Source organism: Acinetobacter sp. 243_ASPC (assembly GCF_001054715.1).
GTDB lineage: Bacteria > Pseudomonadota > Gammaproteobacteria > Pseudomonadales > Moraxellaceae > Acinetobacter > Acinetobacter soli.
This window is the reverse complement of sequence record NZ_JVOR01000132.1, coordinates 1-18,815: the sequence shown is the minus strand read 5'-3', so window position 1 is coordinate 18,815 and position 18,815 is coordinate 1. Positions and strand designations below refer to the sequence as shown.

Genomic DNA, 18,815 nt, shown 5'->3' with positions numbered 1-18,815 from the left:
ATTACAGCTCTACCTGAAAAGTATGTTCGGGTGCAGGGAAACTCTGGTCTTGAACTGCAGCGTGATAAGCTTTCATGGCATCCACAATTGCCGTCTCGCCGGATTGTTCTTTCATAAAATTACGGACAAAACGTGCCAGTTTGCCAAAGGTAAGTCCAAGCATATCTTGCACCACCAGCACCTGACCATCGGTCTGGTTGCCTGCACCAATGCCAATCACGGGCACTTCAGGAAAGAGCTGTGCAATTTCTTCGCCTAGCTGTGCTGGCACACATTCGAGCAATAAGATCGCAGCACCCGCATCAACCACAGCCTGACAGTCTGCAATCAGACGATCTGCGGCATCGCGTGTTTTCGCTTGCAGTTTATAGCCACCAAAAACATGGACCGATTGTGGTGTAAGGCCTAAGTGTACACATACAGGAATACCGTTTTGTGTCAAAACACGAACCGATTCGCTGAGCCATGCCCCGCCTTCAATCTTGATCATTTGGGCGCCCGCCTGCATGACCTGTTTGGCACTTTTCAGGGCATCTTGTAAGGTGGCATAACTCATAAATGGCAAGTCTGTCATGATAAAGGCATGCTGATTACCACGACGAACTGCCGCAGTGTGATAGGCCATATCTTCGACCGTAACAGGTAGTGTCGAGTCATGCCCCTGGATGGCCATACCCAAAGAGTCACCAATCAAAATCGAATCGACTTGAGCGATTTCCATGGCTTTGGCCATGCTTGCATCGTAGCAAGTCAGGCACGAAAACTTACGCCCCTGCGATTTAAATTTTTTTAAGTCACTTAGACTAATCATTACGATGTCCTCTATCGACGTTTCCACATAGAAACGCGCTTATTCAGCCCAGTCACTCGCTGCCAAAACTGTCAGCGACGGTGCCTGTGCCAGCTTTAACTCATTTAAATGTTGACCTTTTACGACAAGGTTCTTATTCAGATCCAATAAGGGAACCACCACAAAATCGCGCTCCAAAAGCCCGACGTGTGGAACCGTAAGCCGCTCATGCTGAATCTCTTGATCAGCATACAACAGCAAATCCAGATCTAAGGTGCGCTCACCCCAGCGGCGTAAACGCACACGTCCTGCATCCTGTTCAAACTGCTGTAAATGATCGAGTAGTTCAAGTGGACTAAGTGTTGTTTCAAGCTGTGCCACTGCATTTAAATAGTGCGGTTGATCTTGCGGCCCCATGGGTGGGCTTTCATACAACCTTGAAACTCGAACCTGTCCAAGCTGTTTCAGCTGCTCTACAGCACTGCGCAGAATCTCACGTGACTCACCCAGATTACTGCCCATCCCAATATATGTGGTGTAACTCATTGTGTCGGCCCGAAAACCACGTGCTGTAGATCACGCTGAACGCGCTTGCGCTTAAGAATAGGATGATCGGCAGATACCCCACTCTCAGTTGCACGCGACTGCGTAACCCCCTGATGACGTGGCTCACGTGATTCAGGCTTGCTTTGTGCACGTCGGTCACGACGATTACGTGGTTCAGGCGCATCAACCAATGGCTCGATGTCTAAACTTTCACGTGTATCGACTGGATCAAGCTGTTGCTTACGGCGCGATTTAGCACGCTGACGATTGTACTTCGCAATCATGGCTTCTTTGCCATCTGCATTAAGCAACTGGTACTGATCCCACCATTCGCCCATACCTTCGGTGGTTGAATCGCCTGATTTTTCGCGCAGTAGTAGAAAGTCAAAGCCTGCTCTAAAACGTGCATGCCCGGCTAAAGCTTCAATTTGCTGTGGTTTTGGATTGAGCAGTCGGGTTTGCATCTCCCACACTTCGCGAATAAAGGTTTCGGCAAAACGTGGAATCACAGTACGGGTCGCTTGGCGTTTTAACACATCCAGACCAGCCTGCGCTCGCGCTTCGGCAGGCACTACACCTTTTTGCAAATAAAACTCGCAGCGATCTGAAAATGAACGCCACAACAGTACAGCATAGAAAAACGCCGGATTAATGGTTTTTCCAATCTGGATACGCTGATCGGTATTACGCGCAGCACGCTCAATGAACGGGGTGATATCGGGTTTGACATCGGCAAACAATTGACGCCAGATATCAAACTCAATCAGCATCGGCAACACGCGTGCCAGATGTCCCATAGTAAAGAGCTTTTGTGATTCATCATAAAGTCGATGTGGTGATACATCGCGCAGCAATTGAGTCATCTCGACATCAAAAATTTTGAGAATCTCTGGGTCGATCGTAAAGTCGAGTTTTGCAGCAAAGCGCAATGTTCGGAGCATGCGCACCGGATCTTCTTCAAAACGCTGTGTAGGATCACCTAGCAGACGCAATGTTTTACTTTTGATATCGGCAACAGCATCACAAAAATCCAGCACAATCCCTTTACGTGGCTGATAGTACAGCGTATTGATAGAGAAATCGCGTCGGGCAAAGTCTTGCTCGATGGTTCCCCAGTTGTTATCACGTAAAATCATGCCCGAAGCACTGGTCACCGCTTTTTTGGGTGGTGCTCGAAAGGTCGCAACCTCAATCAGCTCACGCCCAGAATAGACATGTGCCAACTCAAAACGACGACCAATAATACGGCATCGACGCCCAAAAACCTCTTTGACCTGTGAAGGTGTTGCATTGGTTACAGCATCGAAATCCTTTGGATTAAGCCCGAGCATTAAATCTCGAACTCCCCCACCCACAATGTATGCTTCATAGCCTGCTTTGGTGAGACTATCGATCACATCTAAAATTGAAGCAGGTAACTGTGTGGTTGATAGCCCACATTTTGACGCGCGCAAAGTTTGCAAAAGACGCTGTCTCCTACGTCAGGACGTTAATAATAAGATGTTGCTAATCATATCTCTAACCTGAGTAAAGGGCAATTTGATTCTCTCACTGCTTTAACAGGTTCATCTTGATCGCTCAACACGGTTTAAATGGCCAAGCGATGACGATTTTTTTCAATGAATTTAGGCCCAATACCTTTCACTTTCTGTAAATCATCTACTGAGTTAAAGCGTCCGTATTGCTGGCGGTACTCTACAATTGAGAGTGCCTTTTTCTCTCCTACCCCATGTAACTGCTGCAAGTCTTTGGCTGTCGCAGTATTGATATTCACTTTAGGGCCTGTGTTTGCCTGCAAGGAAGGTTTGGCTAAATAATAATTGGAGTGAGATGACTGTAGTCGTGCGTCGTGTGCCTGTTGCTGGCTTTTCCACGCTTGGTATTGCTGGTCAAACGCCTGAGCATACAAACTTGAACTGAATAGTAAACTGGTCAGTAGCGCGCACAAGGCGCTATAAAAAATTCGAATCATCATGTATGAACCGTTTTTAAATATTCTTTGGCCTGATCCCACAACTGATCCATCTCTTGGAGCGTCATGTCTTCAAGCACTTTATCTTGATGCTGTGCTTGCGCTTCTATATAAGCAAAGCGCTGTCTAAATTTGTGAATCGTGGCCAGCAATGCAGCTTCACTGGAGAGGCCTAGTTTACGTCCAACATTCACCAAAGAAAATAAACAATCACCAAATTCTTCAAAAATGTGATCGGGTGACTGCTCCTGCATGGCCTGCTCAAACTCATTCAGTTCTTCTTTGAGTTTTTCAAACGCATCTTGAGGCGTTTCAAAATCAAATCCAAGCTGGGCAGCCGTTTTTTGAATCGCCTGTGATTGATTGAGTGCAGGCCCTGGTTTGGTCTCATCCAGTCTGGATCGTGGTTTTCCTTGCTTTTCTTTGTGTTTGATCTGCTGCCATAAATGGCTCACCTCTTCAGGCGTAAGCGCATTGAATGATGCCGCATCAAACACATGCGGATGGCGACGAATCAGTTTTTCTGTCAGGGTTTGCACCACATCGTAAAAATCAAATGCACCTTGTTCTTGATACATCTGTGACTGAAACACCACCTGTAAAAGCAAATCTCCCAGTTCCTCACGAATCTCTTTGATATCTCCACTCTGCACGGCAGCTTCAACTTCATATGCTTCTTCAATGGCATAGCGAGTGAGGCGCTGAGGGGTTTGCTCACGATCCCACGGACAATTTTCACGTAAGGTACGCATAATCTGTAGTAATTGATCCATGTTTCGTTCCTTTAAAAACTTGTAAGGCAGCGCCAGCAGGCACGAGATTGTCACCCTTGCCATGATGCCAAAACTCGGCGTAAGATCACAATCGATTCATCTTAAAATAATGAGTGCAATGATGAACAAAACTGTTTTTATTACAGGTGCAGGGCAAGGGATTGGCGCCGAAATTGCTCGAATTTTTTATCAACACGGCTATTATGTCGGATTGTTTGATGTGCAAGTTGAACAGGTCAAGGCTTTACAGCGTGAGCTTGGTGAGCGCGCGTTTGCAGGATATCTGGACGTTTGTGATTACTCAGCTTGGCAAGTTGCACTGGCAAATTTTGAAACTTGGGCTGGAGCACTGAATATTCTGGTCAACAATGCCGGTGTTTTGTATTCGGGGCCATTTGAAGACACCCCGATCGCCCATCATCAGCGTACACATCAAATCAATGTCGGCGGTGTGCTCAATGGGTGTCATGCTGCATTGCCCTATCTTCAAAAAGCACACCATGCGCGTGTGATTAATCTCTCTTCCGCCTCGGCAATTTATGGGCAGGCTGATCTGGCATCGTATTCAGCCAGTAAGTTTGCCGTGCGTGGACTGACCGAAGCACTCGATGTCGAGTGGTCAAAATACAAAATACGCGTACTGGATGTCATGCCGCTTTTTGTTCAAACCGCCATGGTCGAGCAGATGAATGCAGCCAGTATTGAGCATATGGGTGTGCAATTGAGCGCTCAGGATGTTGCACGCGAGGTCTTTCGCTTGGCCCAAGCCACAGATCGCAGATTATGCCCAACCCATACCCCAGTGGGTTTTAAGGCCAAGATCATGTTTCAGCTATCCAAGCTCAGTCCGCAGGTGCTGAATCGCTTGAGCAACCTCTGGCTCTCTCGACGCGACTAAATAAAATAGATATAAAAAAGGCCTGCCAATGCAGACCTTTTTTATGATTTTGACTTAGTTGCCTTGTATCAGACGACGTGCGCTAATGATACCCGGTTGCTGCTCCAAACGTGCCAACAAACGTGACAGTTGAGCCAGCCCTTTCACTTCAATCAACAGTTTCATATTGGCAATACCATCGGCTTCTGAAATGGTATTGACCTGACGAATATTGATTTGATCAGAAAAAATCACTTGCGTGAGGTCTTTGAGTAAACCACGACGATCATAAGCATCAATGACAATCTGTACGCTTTGACCTCGTGTTGGCTGCATTTCCCAATCGGCCTCAACGGCACGCTCAGGCTCCAGTTTAATCATACGCTGATAATCTGGACAGCCAATCTTGTGAATACTCACACCGCGATTTAAAGTGATATATCCACCAATCGATTCGCCATGTACGGGCTGACAGCACTGGGCAATATGCAGCTCGACATTATCCAGACCATCGATCAAGATACCATGCGCCGATAAGGTATGGCTGGCACGCGGATTCAAGGTCGGTTTGAGCACCAGCTCAGGCTCGTCTTGATCCAGATGCATCTGACGATTAATCTGATTGATCAGTGCATGTAGGCTGATATCACCACTGACCAAGGCAATCATAATGTCATCGCCGGACTTCACATTAAAGTGCGACGAGTAATCATTCAGATCGATACTTTTTGGATGAATGGCCAGACGAGACAGTTCCTTGTTCAGAATGTCCTTGCCAATCTCCAAGTTTTTACTGCGATCTTGCTGACGGAACCAGTGGCGTAATTTGTCTCTGGCACGTGAGGTACGAATATAACCTAAAGAATTCACCAACCAGTCACGGTTCGGCTCACGGTCTTTTTTGGTCAGAATCTCGACCTGTTCACCCGTTTTCAGGGTATAAGTCAGCGGAACATAACGCTGGTTGACACGCGCAGCGTAGCATTTATTCCCAACTTCGGTGTGCACATGGTAGGCAAAATCGAGAACAGTCGAACCGCGTGGCAACTCTCTGATATCGCCATCACGACTAAACACATAAATTTTTTCAAAATCTTCAAAATTCTGGATTTCTTCAAAATTTTCGGTGTCATCATCGTTTTTATGTACCGTCGAATCGTTACGTTCTTGATAATGCTCGAGCACCGAACGCAACGAATGTAAACGATGATTAAACGAGTGATCGGTGTTTTTCGCGCCTTCTTTATAGTTAAAGTGCGAGCACACGCCGAGTTCGGCTTCTTGGTGCATTTCATGGGTTCGAATCTGCACTTCCAGCGATTTGTTTTCTGCAATCACTGCCGTATGCAAAGAGCGATAACCATTGGCTTTCGGATTGGTAATATAGTCATCAAACTGGTGCGGAATATGCCGCCAGATTTGATGCACAATGCCAAGCGAGTGATAGCACTCAGGCACATTTTTGACCAATACACGAAGTGCGCGAATATCATAAAGCTGATCAAAACTGAGGTTCTTGCTCTTCATTTTTCGATAAATCGAATAAATGTGTTTGACCCGACCCGTGATTTCGGCCTCAATGCCGTATTCACCCAACTCACCTTTGAGCTTTGAGATCACAAACTGAATATACTGTTCGCGCTCGAGGCGTTTTTCGTTTAATAACGAAGCAATTTCTTTATAACGCTCTGGAGCCAAGTAGCGAAAGGCCAGATCTTCGAGTTCCCATTTTAACTGGGCAATCCCTAAACGATGGGCCAAAGGTGCGTAAATGGTGAGAATCTCACGGGCAACACGCTCTTGACGCTCACGTGAAGATTTAGCCAGTTCACGTAAGGCAAAGGTTCGTTCTGCCAGCTTAATCAGTACCACACGAATATCTTCTGTCACGGCGATCAGCATTTTATATATGCCAGACAGATGCTCACGTTGATTATTATTAAAATGATCTTCCAGACGTTTATTCTTTTCAATCATTTCAGAAAGCTTACCCATGGCCAAAGTGCCTTTGACCAAGCTATGGACATGCTCTCCGAATTTTTCTTGAACAATATTGAGCGGGATCACGCCCTCACGAACACTTCGATACAGTACAGCAGCGGATAAGGTGTCTTCATCGACATGCAAATGCGCCAAAATATCGGCCATTCCAATACCCGTGGTAAAGGTATTGGATGGATGATTGACAGTGCTTTCAAGCTCACTCTTTAAGGTGAGTTGAGCGACTTTTTCAAGTTGTTTTAGCTCAGCCCCGTCTAAAATATCCCCCACTCGCTTCACCCAAGCGGCCAAGTCGAGCTGGGTTTTTTCGGCATGTTCTACAGTCGTTTCCTCAGCTAACTCTGAAAGTCGCTCAGGCAACTGCTCACGTACTGTGACCATACCAATCTCCTATGGTGTTATAACTCATTTTTTAATCGTTTATCTCTTGAATTTTCTCAAATAAAGCAATCGACTCAACATGTTCTGTATGTGTAAACATGTCCATGACGCCTACTTTCTTCAACTGGTAACCTTTTTGTACCAGCACACCTGCATCCCTTGCCAGTGTTGCTGGATTACATGATACATAAACGATTCTTTTGGCCTCAAAGTTCGAAATATACTGCATAATTTCCAGTGCACCCGAACGAGGAGGATCAATCAATAATGCATCAAATCCTTGATTCGCCCAAGAATGATGCGAGAAGTCTTTTGTTAAATCTTGTGAAAAAAATTCAACCTGTTGTATCGCATTGAGTGCCGCATTTTCGTGGGCACGCTGAACCATTTTGTCACTGCCTTCCACACCAACCACGTGCCCGGTCTGCCCAACACATTGCGCCATAGGCAAAGAAAAATTGCCTAAACCACAAAATAAATCCAGCACCCGTTCACCTTTTTTCAGATCTAGCAAATTACATGCCAAGGCAATCATTTGACGATTCACCCCAGCATTCACCTGAGTAAAATCAGACGGCGCGAAGTTAAAATTCAGATTGAATTCGGGTAAGGCATAACTCAAACGCATCGCGGCTTGAGGCTCGTCCAAGCGCTTAAGCTGTTCACTGCGACCCGCATGAACATAAAGTTGCCAATTTTTTTGCTGGCAAAATGCAAGCAATGCTTGGCGGTCTGCTTTACCAAGTGCACCTAAGTGACGTACCACCAGTGCAATATCCTGATCGCCCATGGCCAGTTCCAGATGTCCAATTTCAGCTTTGGCCGACAAAGATTGGATCAACTGATTCAGCTCTGGCAAAGCTGAAGATAAGGCTTGATCGAGCACTGGGCACTGCTGAATCGGGGTTAAACGATTACTGGCATGCTCACGAAACCCCATCACCAACTGATCTTTGGCGGCGATGTAGCGTACGCCTATCCGAGCACGACGGCGGTAGTCGTCACGATCTGAACGAATGGGCGCGAGCCATTCTTGTACATCGAGTCCTGCAAAGTGCTGTAAATGCGACTTTAAAACATCTTGTTTGATCTTGATCTGCTCTAAAGTGGCAATATGTTGCATGCTGCAACCACCGCATACGCCATAATGAGGACAAATCGGATCGACGCGAAGCGATGATTTACCCTCTAAGATTTCCAGCACTTCACCTTCTTCAAAGCGCTTGGTGGCGTGGGTAATTTTAGCCAAAACGGTTTCGCCCGGGAGTGCATAACGGATAAATGCTTTCTTACCGTGCTTATCTACCGGGTGGTCATTAGACTGACCGAAATGTGCAATCCCTCGTCCTTCATGTGAAAATGATTCAACCTGAAACGTATAGCGCGTGACAGATGAAGAACGAGATGGCGCTTGCTTTTTCAAAAGAGACCTTCTTTCTGCTGTTCAGGAAAATCGTGTGAAGTAAAGGTGGTATGTACCGCAGTGCGTTGCCAAACCGCTAAAAAGTCAGCCTGTTGGGGTTGCTGCTGCAAATATCCAATTGTAGCCTGAATCCAGCCTTGATGTTCTTCACGCTGCAACTGCCCTTTAAGCAATAACCAGCGCAAATAAATCAGCCATGTATTGAGCACATCACCTTCGCAATAACTGCTCAGCTTCAGCCACTCGGCCTGCTGAACATAAGCAGGCACATGATAGCCATTTTCACCGCGCTTGCCGGGTAAGCCCAGCACGCAGGCGACATCATCAAGTTTCTGAAAATTACGACCATTAAACATGGCCATCACATCCATTAAATCCACATGACGATGGTGATAACGGTTCTGATAGTTATTATAGCGCTTTTGTTGGTCTAACTCACCCTGATCAAACAAACTGGGTGCAGAAAGTCCATGATACATGGCGCGAAACAAAATTACCGGCAAGTCAAATTGTGAACCATTCCAGCTCACCAAGGTCGGATGGCGCTTGTCAAAAATAGACAGAAACTTGGCCAGTAGCTCGGCTTCACTCCAGTGTTCTTGACTAAACGAAAACAAGCGTAAGCCTTGTTCATCGATCCATAGACCAGAAATACAGACAATTTCATGTAGTGCTAGACGCTGAAAATCTGTTCCAGATTCTTGACGACGCAATTTAGTTAAGGCCTGCTCTAGATCATCTTGTGGTAAATCCAGATGATACAAATGCGCTCCGGCCTTTAAATCGGTCAAGGTTTCAATGTCGAAAACCAACGTGGGAAAACGCATTTTATTCTCACAAATCGAGTAAAATTAGTCTTTCACCGAAAATAGTCCGGTCGACAGATAACGATCACCACGGTCGCAAATAATGCACACAATCACGGCATCTGGCTGCTCTTGAGCAATTTTAAGCGATGCCCAAACCGCGCCACCCGAAGATGTGCCCGCCGAAATTCCTTCTTCACGCGCTAAACGGCGCATGGTTTTTTCTGCTTCGATTTGTGGAATATCAATAATACGATCGACACGTGACGGTTCAAAAATCGTCGGTAAATATTCTTGTGGCCAGCGACGAATACCCGCAATACTTGAGCCTTCAGATGGCTGTAAACCCACAATCTGAATCTCAGGATTTTGTTCTTTTAGATATTTCGACACGCCCATAATAGTGCCTGTGGTTCCCATAGAGCTGACAAAATGCGTGATTTTGCCCCCCGTTTGCGACCAGATTTCTGGGCCAGTGGTCAGATAATGTGCCTGAACATTGTCTGGATTTCCAAACTGGTTCAAGACCACACCCTTGCCCTCTGCCTGCAAACGAAGCGCCATATCTCGTGCGCCTTCCATGCCCTGTTGCTGGGTCACTTCGATCAGCTCAGCGCCATAAGCCAGCATTGCATCTTTGCGCTCTTGGCTCATATTGTTGGGCATGATCAGCTTCATTTTATAGCCACGCATAGCAGCGACCATCGCCAGAGCGATGCCTGTATTACCACTGGTGGCTTCAATTAAGGTATCGCCCGGTTTGATGTCACCGCGTTTTTCAGCTTGCATAATCATGTTATATGCAGGGCGGTCTTTTACCGAACCAGCCGGGTTATTCCCTTCTAGTTTTGCCAAAATGGTCGCTTGTGTCTGTGCGCCAACACGCTGTAAACGCACCAACGGCGTCTTTCCAACATAATGGTCTAACAAAAACTCATCGGCTAAAAAATCAGGTTCTGCTGTGTTCATGCTTAACACCCAAATCAAGGTGACGCCTATTGTATGAAAAAAACACCTCGGCTGCACTCCTTTCACTCAGCTTTTTCTTGGGGATGATTAAAGCACCATCAGTTTGACCCAAAGCATGCTAATATGCCGCTCATCGGGATAGATCTGATTGGGCTATGTCAAATTTTAATAAAAAGTTATCCAAACGCTTACAGTTAAACCATGCCTATGGTCAATTAATCGCGTTAATTTTTGTTCCAATTTTAGTGTTGGCCGCGGTGGGAACCGTATTGGTCCTCAATGAAACTGGTGCAGCCGCCCAATCTCAGCAGCGTCATACTGCCGCTGCCTTATTAACACGCTATGAACATACCGCCAGCAATTTACTCAGACTGGTAGAATTACGTCCCGACCAGTACGATCAGGCACTTCGGATCATGCAAAGCATGTATAACGAACGCTACCTGAAACGTGCCGCGATTATCGATCAAAAAGGCCAAGTCTCGTTAAGCATCGGCTATCGCGATACGCGCTTTTGGCCCAAAATTCCAGATATGATCTTTTTTGGCCCCATCAGCCATAACCACAACAATATTTACGGCCAGCGCATTCAATCCAGCAATAATCGACCGATGTGGCTGGTGGTGGAAATGGACAATCAACCGCTACAGATTGCCCATTATCGGGTTTTCATCGTATTGATTGTCACGGCCTTGATCACCTTATTATTATTGCTGCTGTGTCTGAACTTTTACTCACGGCGCTGGATTGCGCCGATGTACGAGATTCGGATGCAATTGCAACGCCTCAATGCCGATACGCTCGATCAGCATATGGTAATTAACAGTACTGGCGAGCTGCGCTTGCTACAGCGTGATATTGCCAATGTGGTCAAGCGCTTACACTTTAGTTTCTTAGAGCTAAAAGAACATACCGAGCAAACCGAAGACGATTTGCGTCGCACACTCGATACTCTTGAAGTGCAAAATATTACCTATCGTCAAGCACGTGATCAGGCCATTTCAGCCAATCAGGCCAAATCGGTTTTTCTGGCCAATATCAGCCATGAGCTGCGTACTCCACTCAATAGTATCGATGGTTTTATCCATTTGTTGTTGCGTCAGCAAAGCTTAAGTAATGAGCAACGTTTGTACTTGCAGACCATCCGTAAATCATCGGCGCATTTACTGGCGCTGATTAACGATGTACTCGACTTCTCAAAAATCGATGCCGGTAAACTTGAACTTGAAACGGCGGCATTTAATTTAGAAGAAGCTATTTTTGATGTGATGGATATGCTTTCGCCGCTGGCGGCACAAAAGCATATTGATATGGCCTTTTATTATGGCGACAACATTCCTGAAATCGTGAATGGAGATGCGCTACGCGTCAAACAGATTTTAACCAATCTGATTTCCAATGCGATCAAATTTACCCCAGATGGTGAAATTATCGTTCGGGTTCGAATGGAACACGATGATATTGGTCAGTGTCTGCTGCATTTTAGTGTGCAGGACAGTGGCATTGGTTTAAGTGGTACCGACCGCAAGAAACTGTTTGAGTCGTTCTCACAAGGCGATGCATCGGTAACACGTCAGTTTGGCGGTACAGGACTTGGACTTGCCATTTCCAAACAGCTGGTGCAACTCATGCACGGTCATATTGGTTTTGAAGACAACCAAGAACGTGCACCAACCGAAAAAGGCTCAACATTCTGGTTTACTGCACAATTTAAAACCGAAGACGATATTATTCCAGAGTACCCGCAATTTCCTCAACTGCATGTGGTGTCGTATCTTGCCCATCCAGCCACAGCTAATATTTTGCGGCATTATCTCGAAAACTATCGCGTCAATCACACCGAAATCACTTCGATTTTGGAACTCTTTAGCCGTCTGAATCATTTGAGCTCAAAAGAAAATACTTGGCTGATTGTCGATCATAGTGGCGATACCCAAGCGCTGCTCAAAGAGATTCGTCAGCGCTATACCGGTAATTTAGCGGTGTATGGCTACCAGATGGCACTTGAGCCAAATATGCTCAATGACTATCGTGCACGACCGTTATATCAGCCGCTGAGTCGAAGCGCACTGGTTCAGCTTCTGAGTAACCAGCCGATTTTTGAGCATCAACCCGAACAGTTTAATGGCCGGGGCCTGCATGTATTGGCGGTCGACGATCATCTACCTAACCTGATTGTGCTTGAGGCGTTGCTGAGCGAGCTGAATGTCACCACCACCAAAGCACTTAGCGGTCAGGAAGCTTTAAATATTATCGAACAGCGCATCGAACAAAAAGAAAAGCCGTTTGATTTGGTATTTATGGATATTCAAATGCCGGTTATGTCGGGCATCGACACCACGCGTGCCATCCGCTCACTTGAATCGACACTAGATAACAACATGCGCCTACCGATTATTGCATTGACCGCGCATGCACTGGCTGATGAAAAGCAAAAGCTGTTAAAAGTCGGCATGGATGACTACGTGACCAAACCGATTCAGATGGAACAGATCATTCACATTTTGAATCAGTGGAGCAAAGCCGATTTTGATAGCCCCGCAGCAAATGAACATCAGATTTTGATCGATGCACTCGACCCTTCGATTTTAGACTGGCAGCAAAGTTTACAGCTTGCAGCCAATAAAGAAGATTTGGCCTTCGATCTCCTAAAAATGCTGGTCGATAGTTTTGATACTGAATTGAACGAAATGGAGCAACTGATTGAGCTGGAGGATTTTCCACAGCTTGAACATGTTTTGCATCGTTTATATGGTGCGACGCGCTATGTGGGAACCCCGAAACTGCAACAGGTAGCCGGCGAATTTGAACAGTTTGTCTCGACTTTACGTAAAGAACGCCGCAAGGCAGATGCTGCGTTTATTCAGGAAACCCAGATACGGTTTGAAGCACTCAACTTAAGTATTCGTGAAGTTGAGGGTGCGGCCAAGCATATATTGTCTGAACGTGATTAGCCCAAACCGTGTGACTGATGTGTTCGTGTTAATTTTGAAGCACATGCTATGCTGAGCTGAATAACAATTTAAATGAACACGAGTGCTCAAACATGGAACTGATCAAACTCAGCATACAAAATGGTATTGCAGAGGTGCGCTTAAACCGACCAGAAAAACGCAATGCCATGAGCTTTGCTTTGCTACGTGAGTTGATTGTGACGGCCAAAACCATAGAAAAAGATCGTCATATTCGCTGTGTAATTTTAAAAGGTGAAGCGCAGGTTTTTAGTGCAGGGATTGATTTAAGTGATTTAAATAACACTAAAAATCGAGCCTATGCCGCGTGGGAGCTGATCAAACCGGGCGAAAGTCTGTTTCAAAAAGCTTTTTTAATTTGGCAACGCTTGCCTATTCCAGTGATTGCGGTGCTCGAAGGTTATTGTTTTGGTGCTGGTATGCAACTGGCTCTGGCTGCCGATATTCGCATTGCGCATCCAGATACCCAGCTCTCGATCATGGAAAGCCGTTGGGGACTGGTTCCCGACATGGGGCTTACACGCTCACTAAAAGGACTGGTCGGGCCAGATCTGGCCAAAGAACTCACTTTAAGCGCACGCATTTTCGACGCTCAATATGCAAAAACCGTCGGATTGGTTACTCATCTTGCAGAGGAGCCACACCAAGCCGCAGAGCATTTAGCTGTTGAATTTCTACAGCGCTCTCCAGATGCCGTGGCCGCAGCCAAGTCAGTTTTAAATGCCATGGAACATGCGCCTCATCGTGCATTACGGCTAGAGAAACTTTGGCAATTAAAGTTATTATTGGGTAAGAACAGCCGCCTTGCTCGGCAAAAAGACAAACACCCAGAGGTGGAATTTCTGCCTCGACAATATAAATAAACAAGGACTGATGTATGCGCTTTGATCTTCACACGCCCGTTGCATTTGTAGGCATGGGACTTATGGGTAGCCGAATGGCGACCCGACTGATTCAGGCCGGCTTTCAAGTCGCGGTATGGAATCGAACTCAAAGTGCATGCGATGCATTGCTGGATATGGGCGCAGCATTGCTTAAATTTGAAGATCTGGGCAATTACCCCCTCATTTTAACCTGTGTTGCGGACGATGCCGCCATGCATGATGTCTTTGCTCAAATACAGCCCTATTTGAAAGCCGAGCAAGTAATTGTCGATTTTTCAAGCTTGTCGGTTGAGGCGACTCACCAACTGGCCAAACAGGCCGCACAGCATAAAGTGATCTGGATTGACTCACCTGTTTCGGGCGGGACAGCCGGCGCTGAACAAGGCACCTTGGTGATCTTTGCCGGTGGTGATCCTGCTGTAATTCAAGACTTGAATCTACTCTATAACATCTTGTCACAACGTGTGACGCGTATGGGAGATGTCGGAACTGGGCAAGCAACCAAAATTTGCAATCAACTCATTGTCGCGGCCAACAGCGCTCTGATTGCTGAGGCTGTAGCACTGGCTGGTCGAGCTGGTGTAGATACCACTTTGCTGGCACCCGCGCTGGCGAACGGATTTGCAGACTCCAAGCCATTTCAGATTTTGACACCGCGCATGGCCAAGCAGGTTTTTGAGCCGGTGCAATGGAAAGTCCAAACCCTTGCCAAAGACTTAAACAATGCGGTGCTGCTGGCACAGCGCTGTAACCTGCATATTCCAGTTGCGGTACAAGCCTTGAGCCAGTTACAAGCACACCAAGAAAATGGCTATGCACAGCAAGATTTAGCCACTATGATCAAACATGTAGATGATGTAAATCACTAACAGAAAAGGACATTCATGATGAGTCAGTTGGCTGTTAATTTATCCATGATCTTTACGGAAGTACCTTTAATTGAACGCTTTGCGCTGGCGCGCCAACATGGCTTTCAGCACATCGAAATTCAGTTTCCGTATGAGCTGTCTATTGAGCAAATTCAGACACAGTTGCATGATCACCAACTCGATTTATGTCTGATCAATGTACCTGCTGGCGATTTAATGCAAGGTGGAAATGGTCTGGCGGGTGTACCCGGCCAAGAGCAGGCTTTTGCGCAGGCTTTGCAGTTAGCGATTGATTATGCCACCGCATTAGATGTGCCACGCGTGAATATTTTGGCAGGTAAGCAGCCACACGACTACGATCTATTGCCTTGCCTGAATACTTTGGCAAGCAATCTTAAACTTGCCTGCAACCTGTTAAGCACACATCATATTCAACCCTTGATTGAAATGATCAATGGTACCGATATGCCACGCTTCTTAATTCAAAACACTGCACAGGCTCAAGAGATGCTTGAAGCGGTTCATCACCCTGCACTCAAGCTACAATACGATTGTTATCATATCGCCATGATGGGCGAAGATGTATTAGAAGAACTCAAAGAAAACATTCACGACATCGGACATATTCAGTTTGCTGATTGTCCCGGTCGCCACCAACCCGACACAGGTCAGCTCAATTTTGAGCAGATATTTGCTTGGCTACAAAGTAGTCATTATTCGGGTTTTATTGGCGCAGAATATCGGCCACGCGCATCATCAAGCGACTCTTTTGACTGGAAATCAAAATATTTCTCTGATGATGTAAACACTTAGTTTGAATTGACAGTTTTTTAAACAATTTTTTTCAAACTCAACCGATAGGAAAAATTGAAATTCGGGCGTAAAGACGCTATATTAAACAATGAGTAATTGTCAGGAAACTATACCCTTTATGAATTTAGAACCATCGCCCAGCGCTTCTAATTCTCACGATCTCGCCATGAATTCTACGTCGCAGAATGTACAAGGCTGCCTAAAAGTCGTACATGATGCGCTCACCGATGTAAAAGCAAAAGATATTTTAGAAATTGACGTTCGTAACATCAGCAATGTTGCAGACGCCATTGTGATTGCCAGTGGTACCTCTACCCGTCATGTTAAAGCCCTTGCAGACAACGTTGCAGACGAAGCACGTAAAGCAGGCTATCGCCCGATCGGAATCGAAGGCGAACGCGACGCCGAGTGGATCTTAATCGATCTAGGTTATGTCGTGGTACATGTGATGTTGCCAACTGCTCGTAAATTTTACGACCTAGAAAGCTTATGGCGCAATGCACCAGAAGCAATAGCTTAAAGTTAAGCATATAAAAAAGCGACCTGAATGGTCGCTTTTTTATTTGAATATCGAAACTCAAATATTTACCATCGGCTATCATTTTCACAGGCATCACCATCGCTATCTCCATCCATTTTAGTCCCTGGACAGTTTTTTACAAACCAATCTGCCTCAGCTTTAGAATTCATTTGTGAACAATGGATTCGACCATCACATTTAAAATTCTGTGTTTCACTTGAAACTGCATAGCGATTAGCATCCCTCAATGTTTGTTGATTAACTTCTTGATTGGAAAGCTTTTGACGATGTAATAAATTTTGAATATATCCACCTGCAAAATAAGCAAATATTGCAAGACAGAGTATCTTTAATAACGTAGAAAATGTTGAATTCGGTTTAGAGCTAGATTTATCTCTATAATTTGAATTTCTGCGAATTGATGGCGCTGAGAATCTCTCTGGCTGCTTGTAAACATCGTGTTCAGAAGGATAATCCAGACGTACAATATTGACCGCTTTTATTTTATTACCATCTTGCACAATTTCAAATTTCAGTTGCTCTCCGACTTGAGGAATGATTCCTTTCGGGAAATCTTTTATGTGAAAGAAAATATCTTTTCCAGCTTCCCCAACAGAAATAAACCCAAACCCACGCTCTTGATTATAATTTCTGATTTGTCCAAATTTAGACATATTTTACGCCCTAATTATTTATATTTTAAATAAACTTAAGTGAGTCGAAAGTTTTTATATACAAAAATATCATAAGTTTAAATAAAAAAAACCACCCGCATGAACTGCACCCCAAAAATTGGACATAAAACTCCAACTGATGAGGTGCATTCACATGGGACGGTATACGTTAGAATTTAAACTCTCTGTCGTAGAATATTTTCTATCTGGACAGGGAGGACAAAAAGCTACAGCCAAAAGGTTTGGGACAAACCATTCTGCTGTTCGCGTTTGGGTTGCTGCATATAAAAAGTACGGTGTTTCAGGATTAGAATCACCACAAGTAAATTTCACGCCAGAATTTAAAGAATCTGTGATTTTATATATGCGCGAACATGGTTTATCTATGCGTGAAACTGCTGCGCATTTTAATATCCATGCTGTATCTTCTGTCAGTTTATGGGAGCGATGTTATGATGAAGGTGGTTTGCAAGCCCTAATACCCAAAAAAAGAGGGAGACCATTTGCAATGAAGCTAACAATAACAAAGTCACTACCTACTAATAAAAGCTCCTCAACTCTCAGTCCTGAAGAAATGCAACGTGAGTTAGATTATTTACGTGCTGAGAATGCCTGTTTAAAAAAGTTGCATGCCTTGATTCAGCAACAGTCACCCAACAGCAAAAAACGCTAATCATCGTTGAATTAAGGCAACAATATCGTCTAGATAGTCTGCTGAGCATCATGAAATTAGCTCGCAGCACTTTTTATTACTGGAGCAAGGCGTTACAAAGGCCCGATAAATACGAGCAAATAAAACAACATATTCAGATGATCTACCAACACCATAAAGGACGTTATGGCTATCGTAGAATTACCTGCCAGTTAAAGCGTTATGGTTACGCTATTAACCACAAAACCGTACAACGATTAATGCGGCAATTGAAGCTAACAGCATTAATTAGATGCAAGAAATATCAATCATATAAAGGTGCTTATGGGAAAACAGCGCCCAACTTGCTTGATAGAAAATTTAACGCTACCAAACCCAATCAAAAATGGGTCACGGATGTTACTGAATTTAATGTTCATGGCAAAAAGTTATATCTTTCCCCGATATTGGATTTGTTTAATGGTGAAGTGATTGCATGGCAATCCACTGAAATACCTAACCAGAAAATGATAGCAAAAATGGTTGATATGGCTTGTATGAGATTGGGTTCAAAAGACTCACCGATACTGCATTCTGATCAAGGTTGGCAATATCAAATGAGGAGCTATCAAAACAGACTTAAACAAACTGGCATAGAACAAAGCATGTCGCGCAAAGGCAATTGCTTAGATAATGCTGTAATAGAAAACTTCTTCGGATTATTAAAATCTGAACTATTTTATTTGCAGCAGTTTGACAATATTGACCAGTTAAAATGTAGTATTGATGAATATATTTATTACTACAATAACGAACGAATTAAGATGAAATTGGGTGGATTGAGTCCAGTTGAATACAGAACTCAATCCTGTTTAACCGCCTGAAAAACTGTCCAACTTTATGGGGTCAGTTCA

The 18,815-nt window shown here is 44.9% G+C and carries 17 protein-coding genes; 7 read left to right on the top strand and 10 right to left on the bottom strand.

All coding sequences use genetic code 11. The annotated features are described in order from the left end of the window. Position 1: 1 nt before the first annotated feature. From panB to mazG, 5 genes are all read right to left on the bottom strand, one after another. Complete coding sequence (panB, locus tag ADA42_RS16955; protein ID WP_004940501.1) at positions 2 to 811, bottom strand: 3-methyl-2-oxobutanoate hydroxymethyltransferase; 810 nt, start codon at positions 809 to 811, stop codon at positions 2 to 4. 39 nt (positions 812 to 850) lie between these two features. Next, entirely contained in the window at positions 851 to 1,336 is a 486-nt protein-coding gene (gene folK / locus ADA42_RS16950; RefSeq protein WP_004940504.1) for a 2-amino-4-hydroxy-6-hydroxymethyldihydropteridine diphosphokinase, read from the bottom strand. After that, positions 1,333 to 2,799 carry a polynucleotide adenylyltransferase PcnB gene (pcnB, locus tag ADA42_RS16945; protein WP_048766429.1) on the bottom strand — a complete coding sequence of 489 codons (1,467 nt, stop codon included), beginning with the start codon at positions 2,797 to 2,799 and terminating at the stop codon, positions 1,333 to 1,335. The genes folK and pcnB overlap by 4 nt, the downstream gene beginning before the upstream one ends. A 125-nt stretch (positions 2,800 to 2,924) precedes the next feature. Then, the gene (locus tag ADA42_RS16940; RefSeq protein ID WP_025096093.1) at positions 2,925 to 3,311 is read right to left on the bottom strand and encodes a ComEA family DNA-binding protein; all 387 of its coding nucleotides are present in this window, start codon (positions 3,309 to 3,311) and stop codon (positions 2,925 to 2,927) included. Continuing rightward, positions 3,308 to 4,081, bottom strand: a complete 774-nt coding sequence (gene mazG, locus ADA42_RS16935) for a nucleoside triphosphate pyrophosphohydrolase (protein ID WP_025096092.1) — start codon at positions 4,079 to 4,081, stop codon at positions 3,308 to 3,310. The genes ADA42_RS16940 and mazG overlap by 4 nt, the downstream gene beginning before the upstream one ends. Positions 4,082 to 4,202: 121 nt before the next feature. Between mazG and ADA42_RS16930 the strand changes: the two genes are divergently transcribed. Beyond that, positions 4,203 to 4,979, top strand: coding sequence for an SDR family oxidoreductase (locus ADA42_RS16930; protein WP_048766423.1), 777 nt, complete (start codon positions 4,203 to 4,205; stop codon positions 4,977 to 4,979). 54 nt (positions 4,980 to 5,033) lie between these two features. On the opposite strand, the gene ADA42_RS16925 is transcribed toward ADA42_RS16930, so the two are convergent. Genes ADA42_RS16925 through cysM form a run of 4 tightly spaced genes read right to left on the bottom strand, consistent with a single transcriptional unit; the run spans position 5,034 to position 10,538 of the window. Further along, a complete protein-coding gene (locus tag ADA42_RS16925) occupies positions 5,034 to 7,340 on the bottom strand; it encodes a RelA/SpoT family protein (RefSeq protein WP_004940517.1) in 2,307 nt (768 codons plus the stop codon). Between the two features lie 31 nt (positions 7,341 to 7,371). Further along, positions 7,372 to 8,763, bottom strand: a complete 1,392-nt coding sequence (gene rlmD, locus ADA42_RS16920) for a 23S rRNA (uracil(1939)-C(5))-methyltransferase RlmD (RefSeq protein ID WP_025096091.1) — start codon at positions 8,761 to 8,763, stop codon at positions 7,372 to 7,374. After that, positions 8,760 to 9,590 (bottom strand): 3'-5' exonuclease, encoded by an 831-nt coding sequence (locus ADA42_RS16915; protein WP_025096090.1) that lies wholly within the window; start codon positions 9,588 to 9,590, stop codon positions 8,760 to 8,762. Before ADA42_RS16915 ends, rlmD begins: the two co-directional genes overlap by 4 nt. Positions 9,591 to 9,614: 24 nt before the next feature. Further along, entirely contained in the window at positions 9,615 to 10,538 is a 924-nt protein-coding gene (gene cysM, locus ADA42_RS16910; RefSeq protein ID WP_025096089.1) for a cysteine synthase CysM, read from the bottom strand. A 155-nt stretch (positions 10,539 to 10,693) separates the two neighbouring features. Between cysM and ADA42_RS16905 the strand changes: the two genes are divergently transcribed. The 5 genes from ADA42_RS16905 to rsfS all read left to right on the top strand — a co-directional run bounded on the left by ADA42_RS16905 (position 10,694) and on the right by rsfS (position 16,596). Beyond that, the gene (locus tag ADA42_RS16905) at positions 10,694 to 13,492 is read left to right on the top strand and encodes a GacS-like sensor histidine kinase (RefSeq protein WP_048766419.1); all 2,799 of its coding nucleotides are present in this window, start codon (positions 10,694 to 10,696) and stop codon (positions 13,490 to 13,492) included. A 92-nt stretch (positions 13,493 to 13,584) separates the two neighbouring features. Beyond that, positions 13,585 to 14,373 carry a crotonase/enoyl-CoA hydratase family protein gene (locus ADA42_RS16900; RefSeq protein ID WP_048766417.1) on the top strand — a complete coding sequence of 263 codons (789 nt, stop codon included), beginning with the start codon at positions 13,585 to 13,587 and terminating at the stop codon, positions 14,371 to 14,373. A 14-nt stretch (positions 14,374 to 14,387) separates the two neighbouring features. After that, positions 14,388 to 15,263, top strand: coding sequence for an NAD(P)-dependent oxidoreductase (locus ADA42_RS16895; RefSeq protein WP_048766414.1), 876 nt, complete (start codon positions 14,388 to 14,390; stop codon positions 15,261 to 15,263). Between the two features lie 18 nt (positions 15,264 to 15,281). After that, on the top strand, positions 15,282 to 16,076 hold the full coding sequence (locus tag ADA42_RS16890) for a hydroxypyruvate isomerase family protein (RefSeq protein ID WP_025096087.1): 795 nt from the start codon (positions 15,282 to 15,284) through the stop codon (positions 16,074 to 16,076). 118 nt (positions 16,077 to 16,194) lie between these two features. After that, positions 16,195 to 16,596 (top strand): ribosome silencing factor, encoded by a 402-nt coding sequence (rsfS, locus tag ADA42_RS16885; RefSeq protein WP_004940540.1) that lies wholly within the window; start codon positions 16,195 to 16,197, stop codon positions 16,594 to 16,596. Between the two features lie 65 nt (positions 16,597 to 16,661). Here the strand turns inward: rsfS and ADA42_RS17845 are convergent, their stop codons facing one another. Next, complete coding sequence (locus tag ADA42_RS17845) at positions 16,662 to 17,270, bottom strand: cold shock domain-containing protein (protein WP_025096086.1); 609 nt, start codon at positions 17,268 to 17,270, stop codon at positions 16,662 to 16,664. A gap of 154 nt (positions 17,271 to 17,424) precedes the next feature. Here ADA42_RS17845 and ADA42_RS18260 point away from each other — a divergent pair. Then, positions 17,425 to 18,785, top strand: a protein-coding gene (locus ADA42_RS18260) for an IS3 family transposase (protein ID WP_409360268.1) whose coding sequence is annotated in 2 segments (ribosomal slippage) — positions 17,425 to 17,920 and positions 17,920 to 18,785 — 1,362 coding nt in all. Because the reading frame shifts where the segments join, the coding sequence is not laid out codon by codon here. Positions 18,786 to 18,815: the final 30 nt, after the last annotated feature.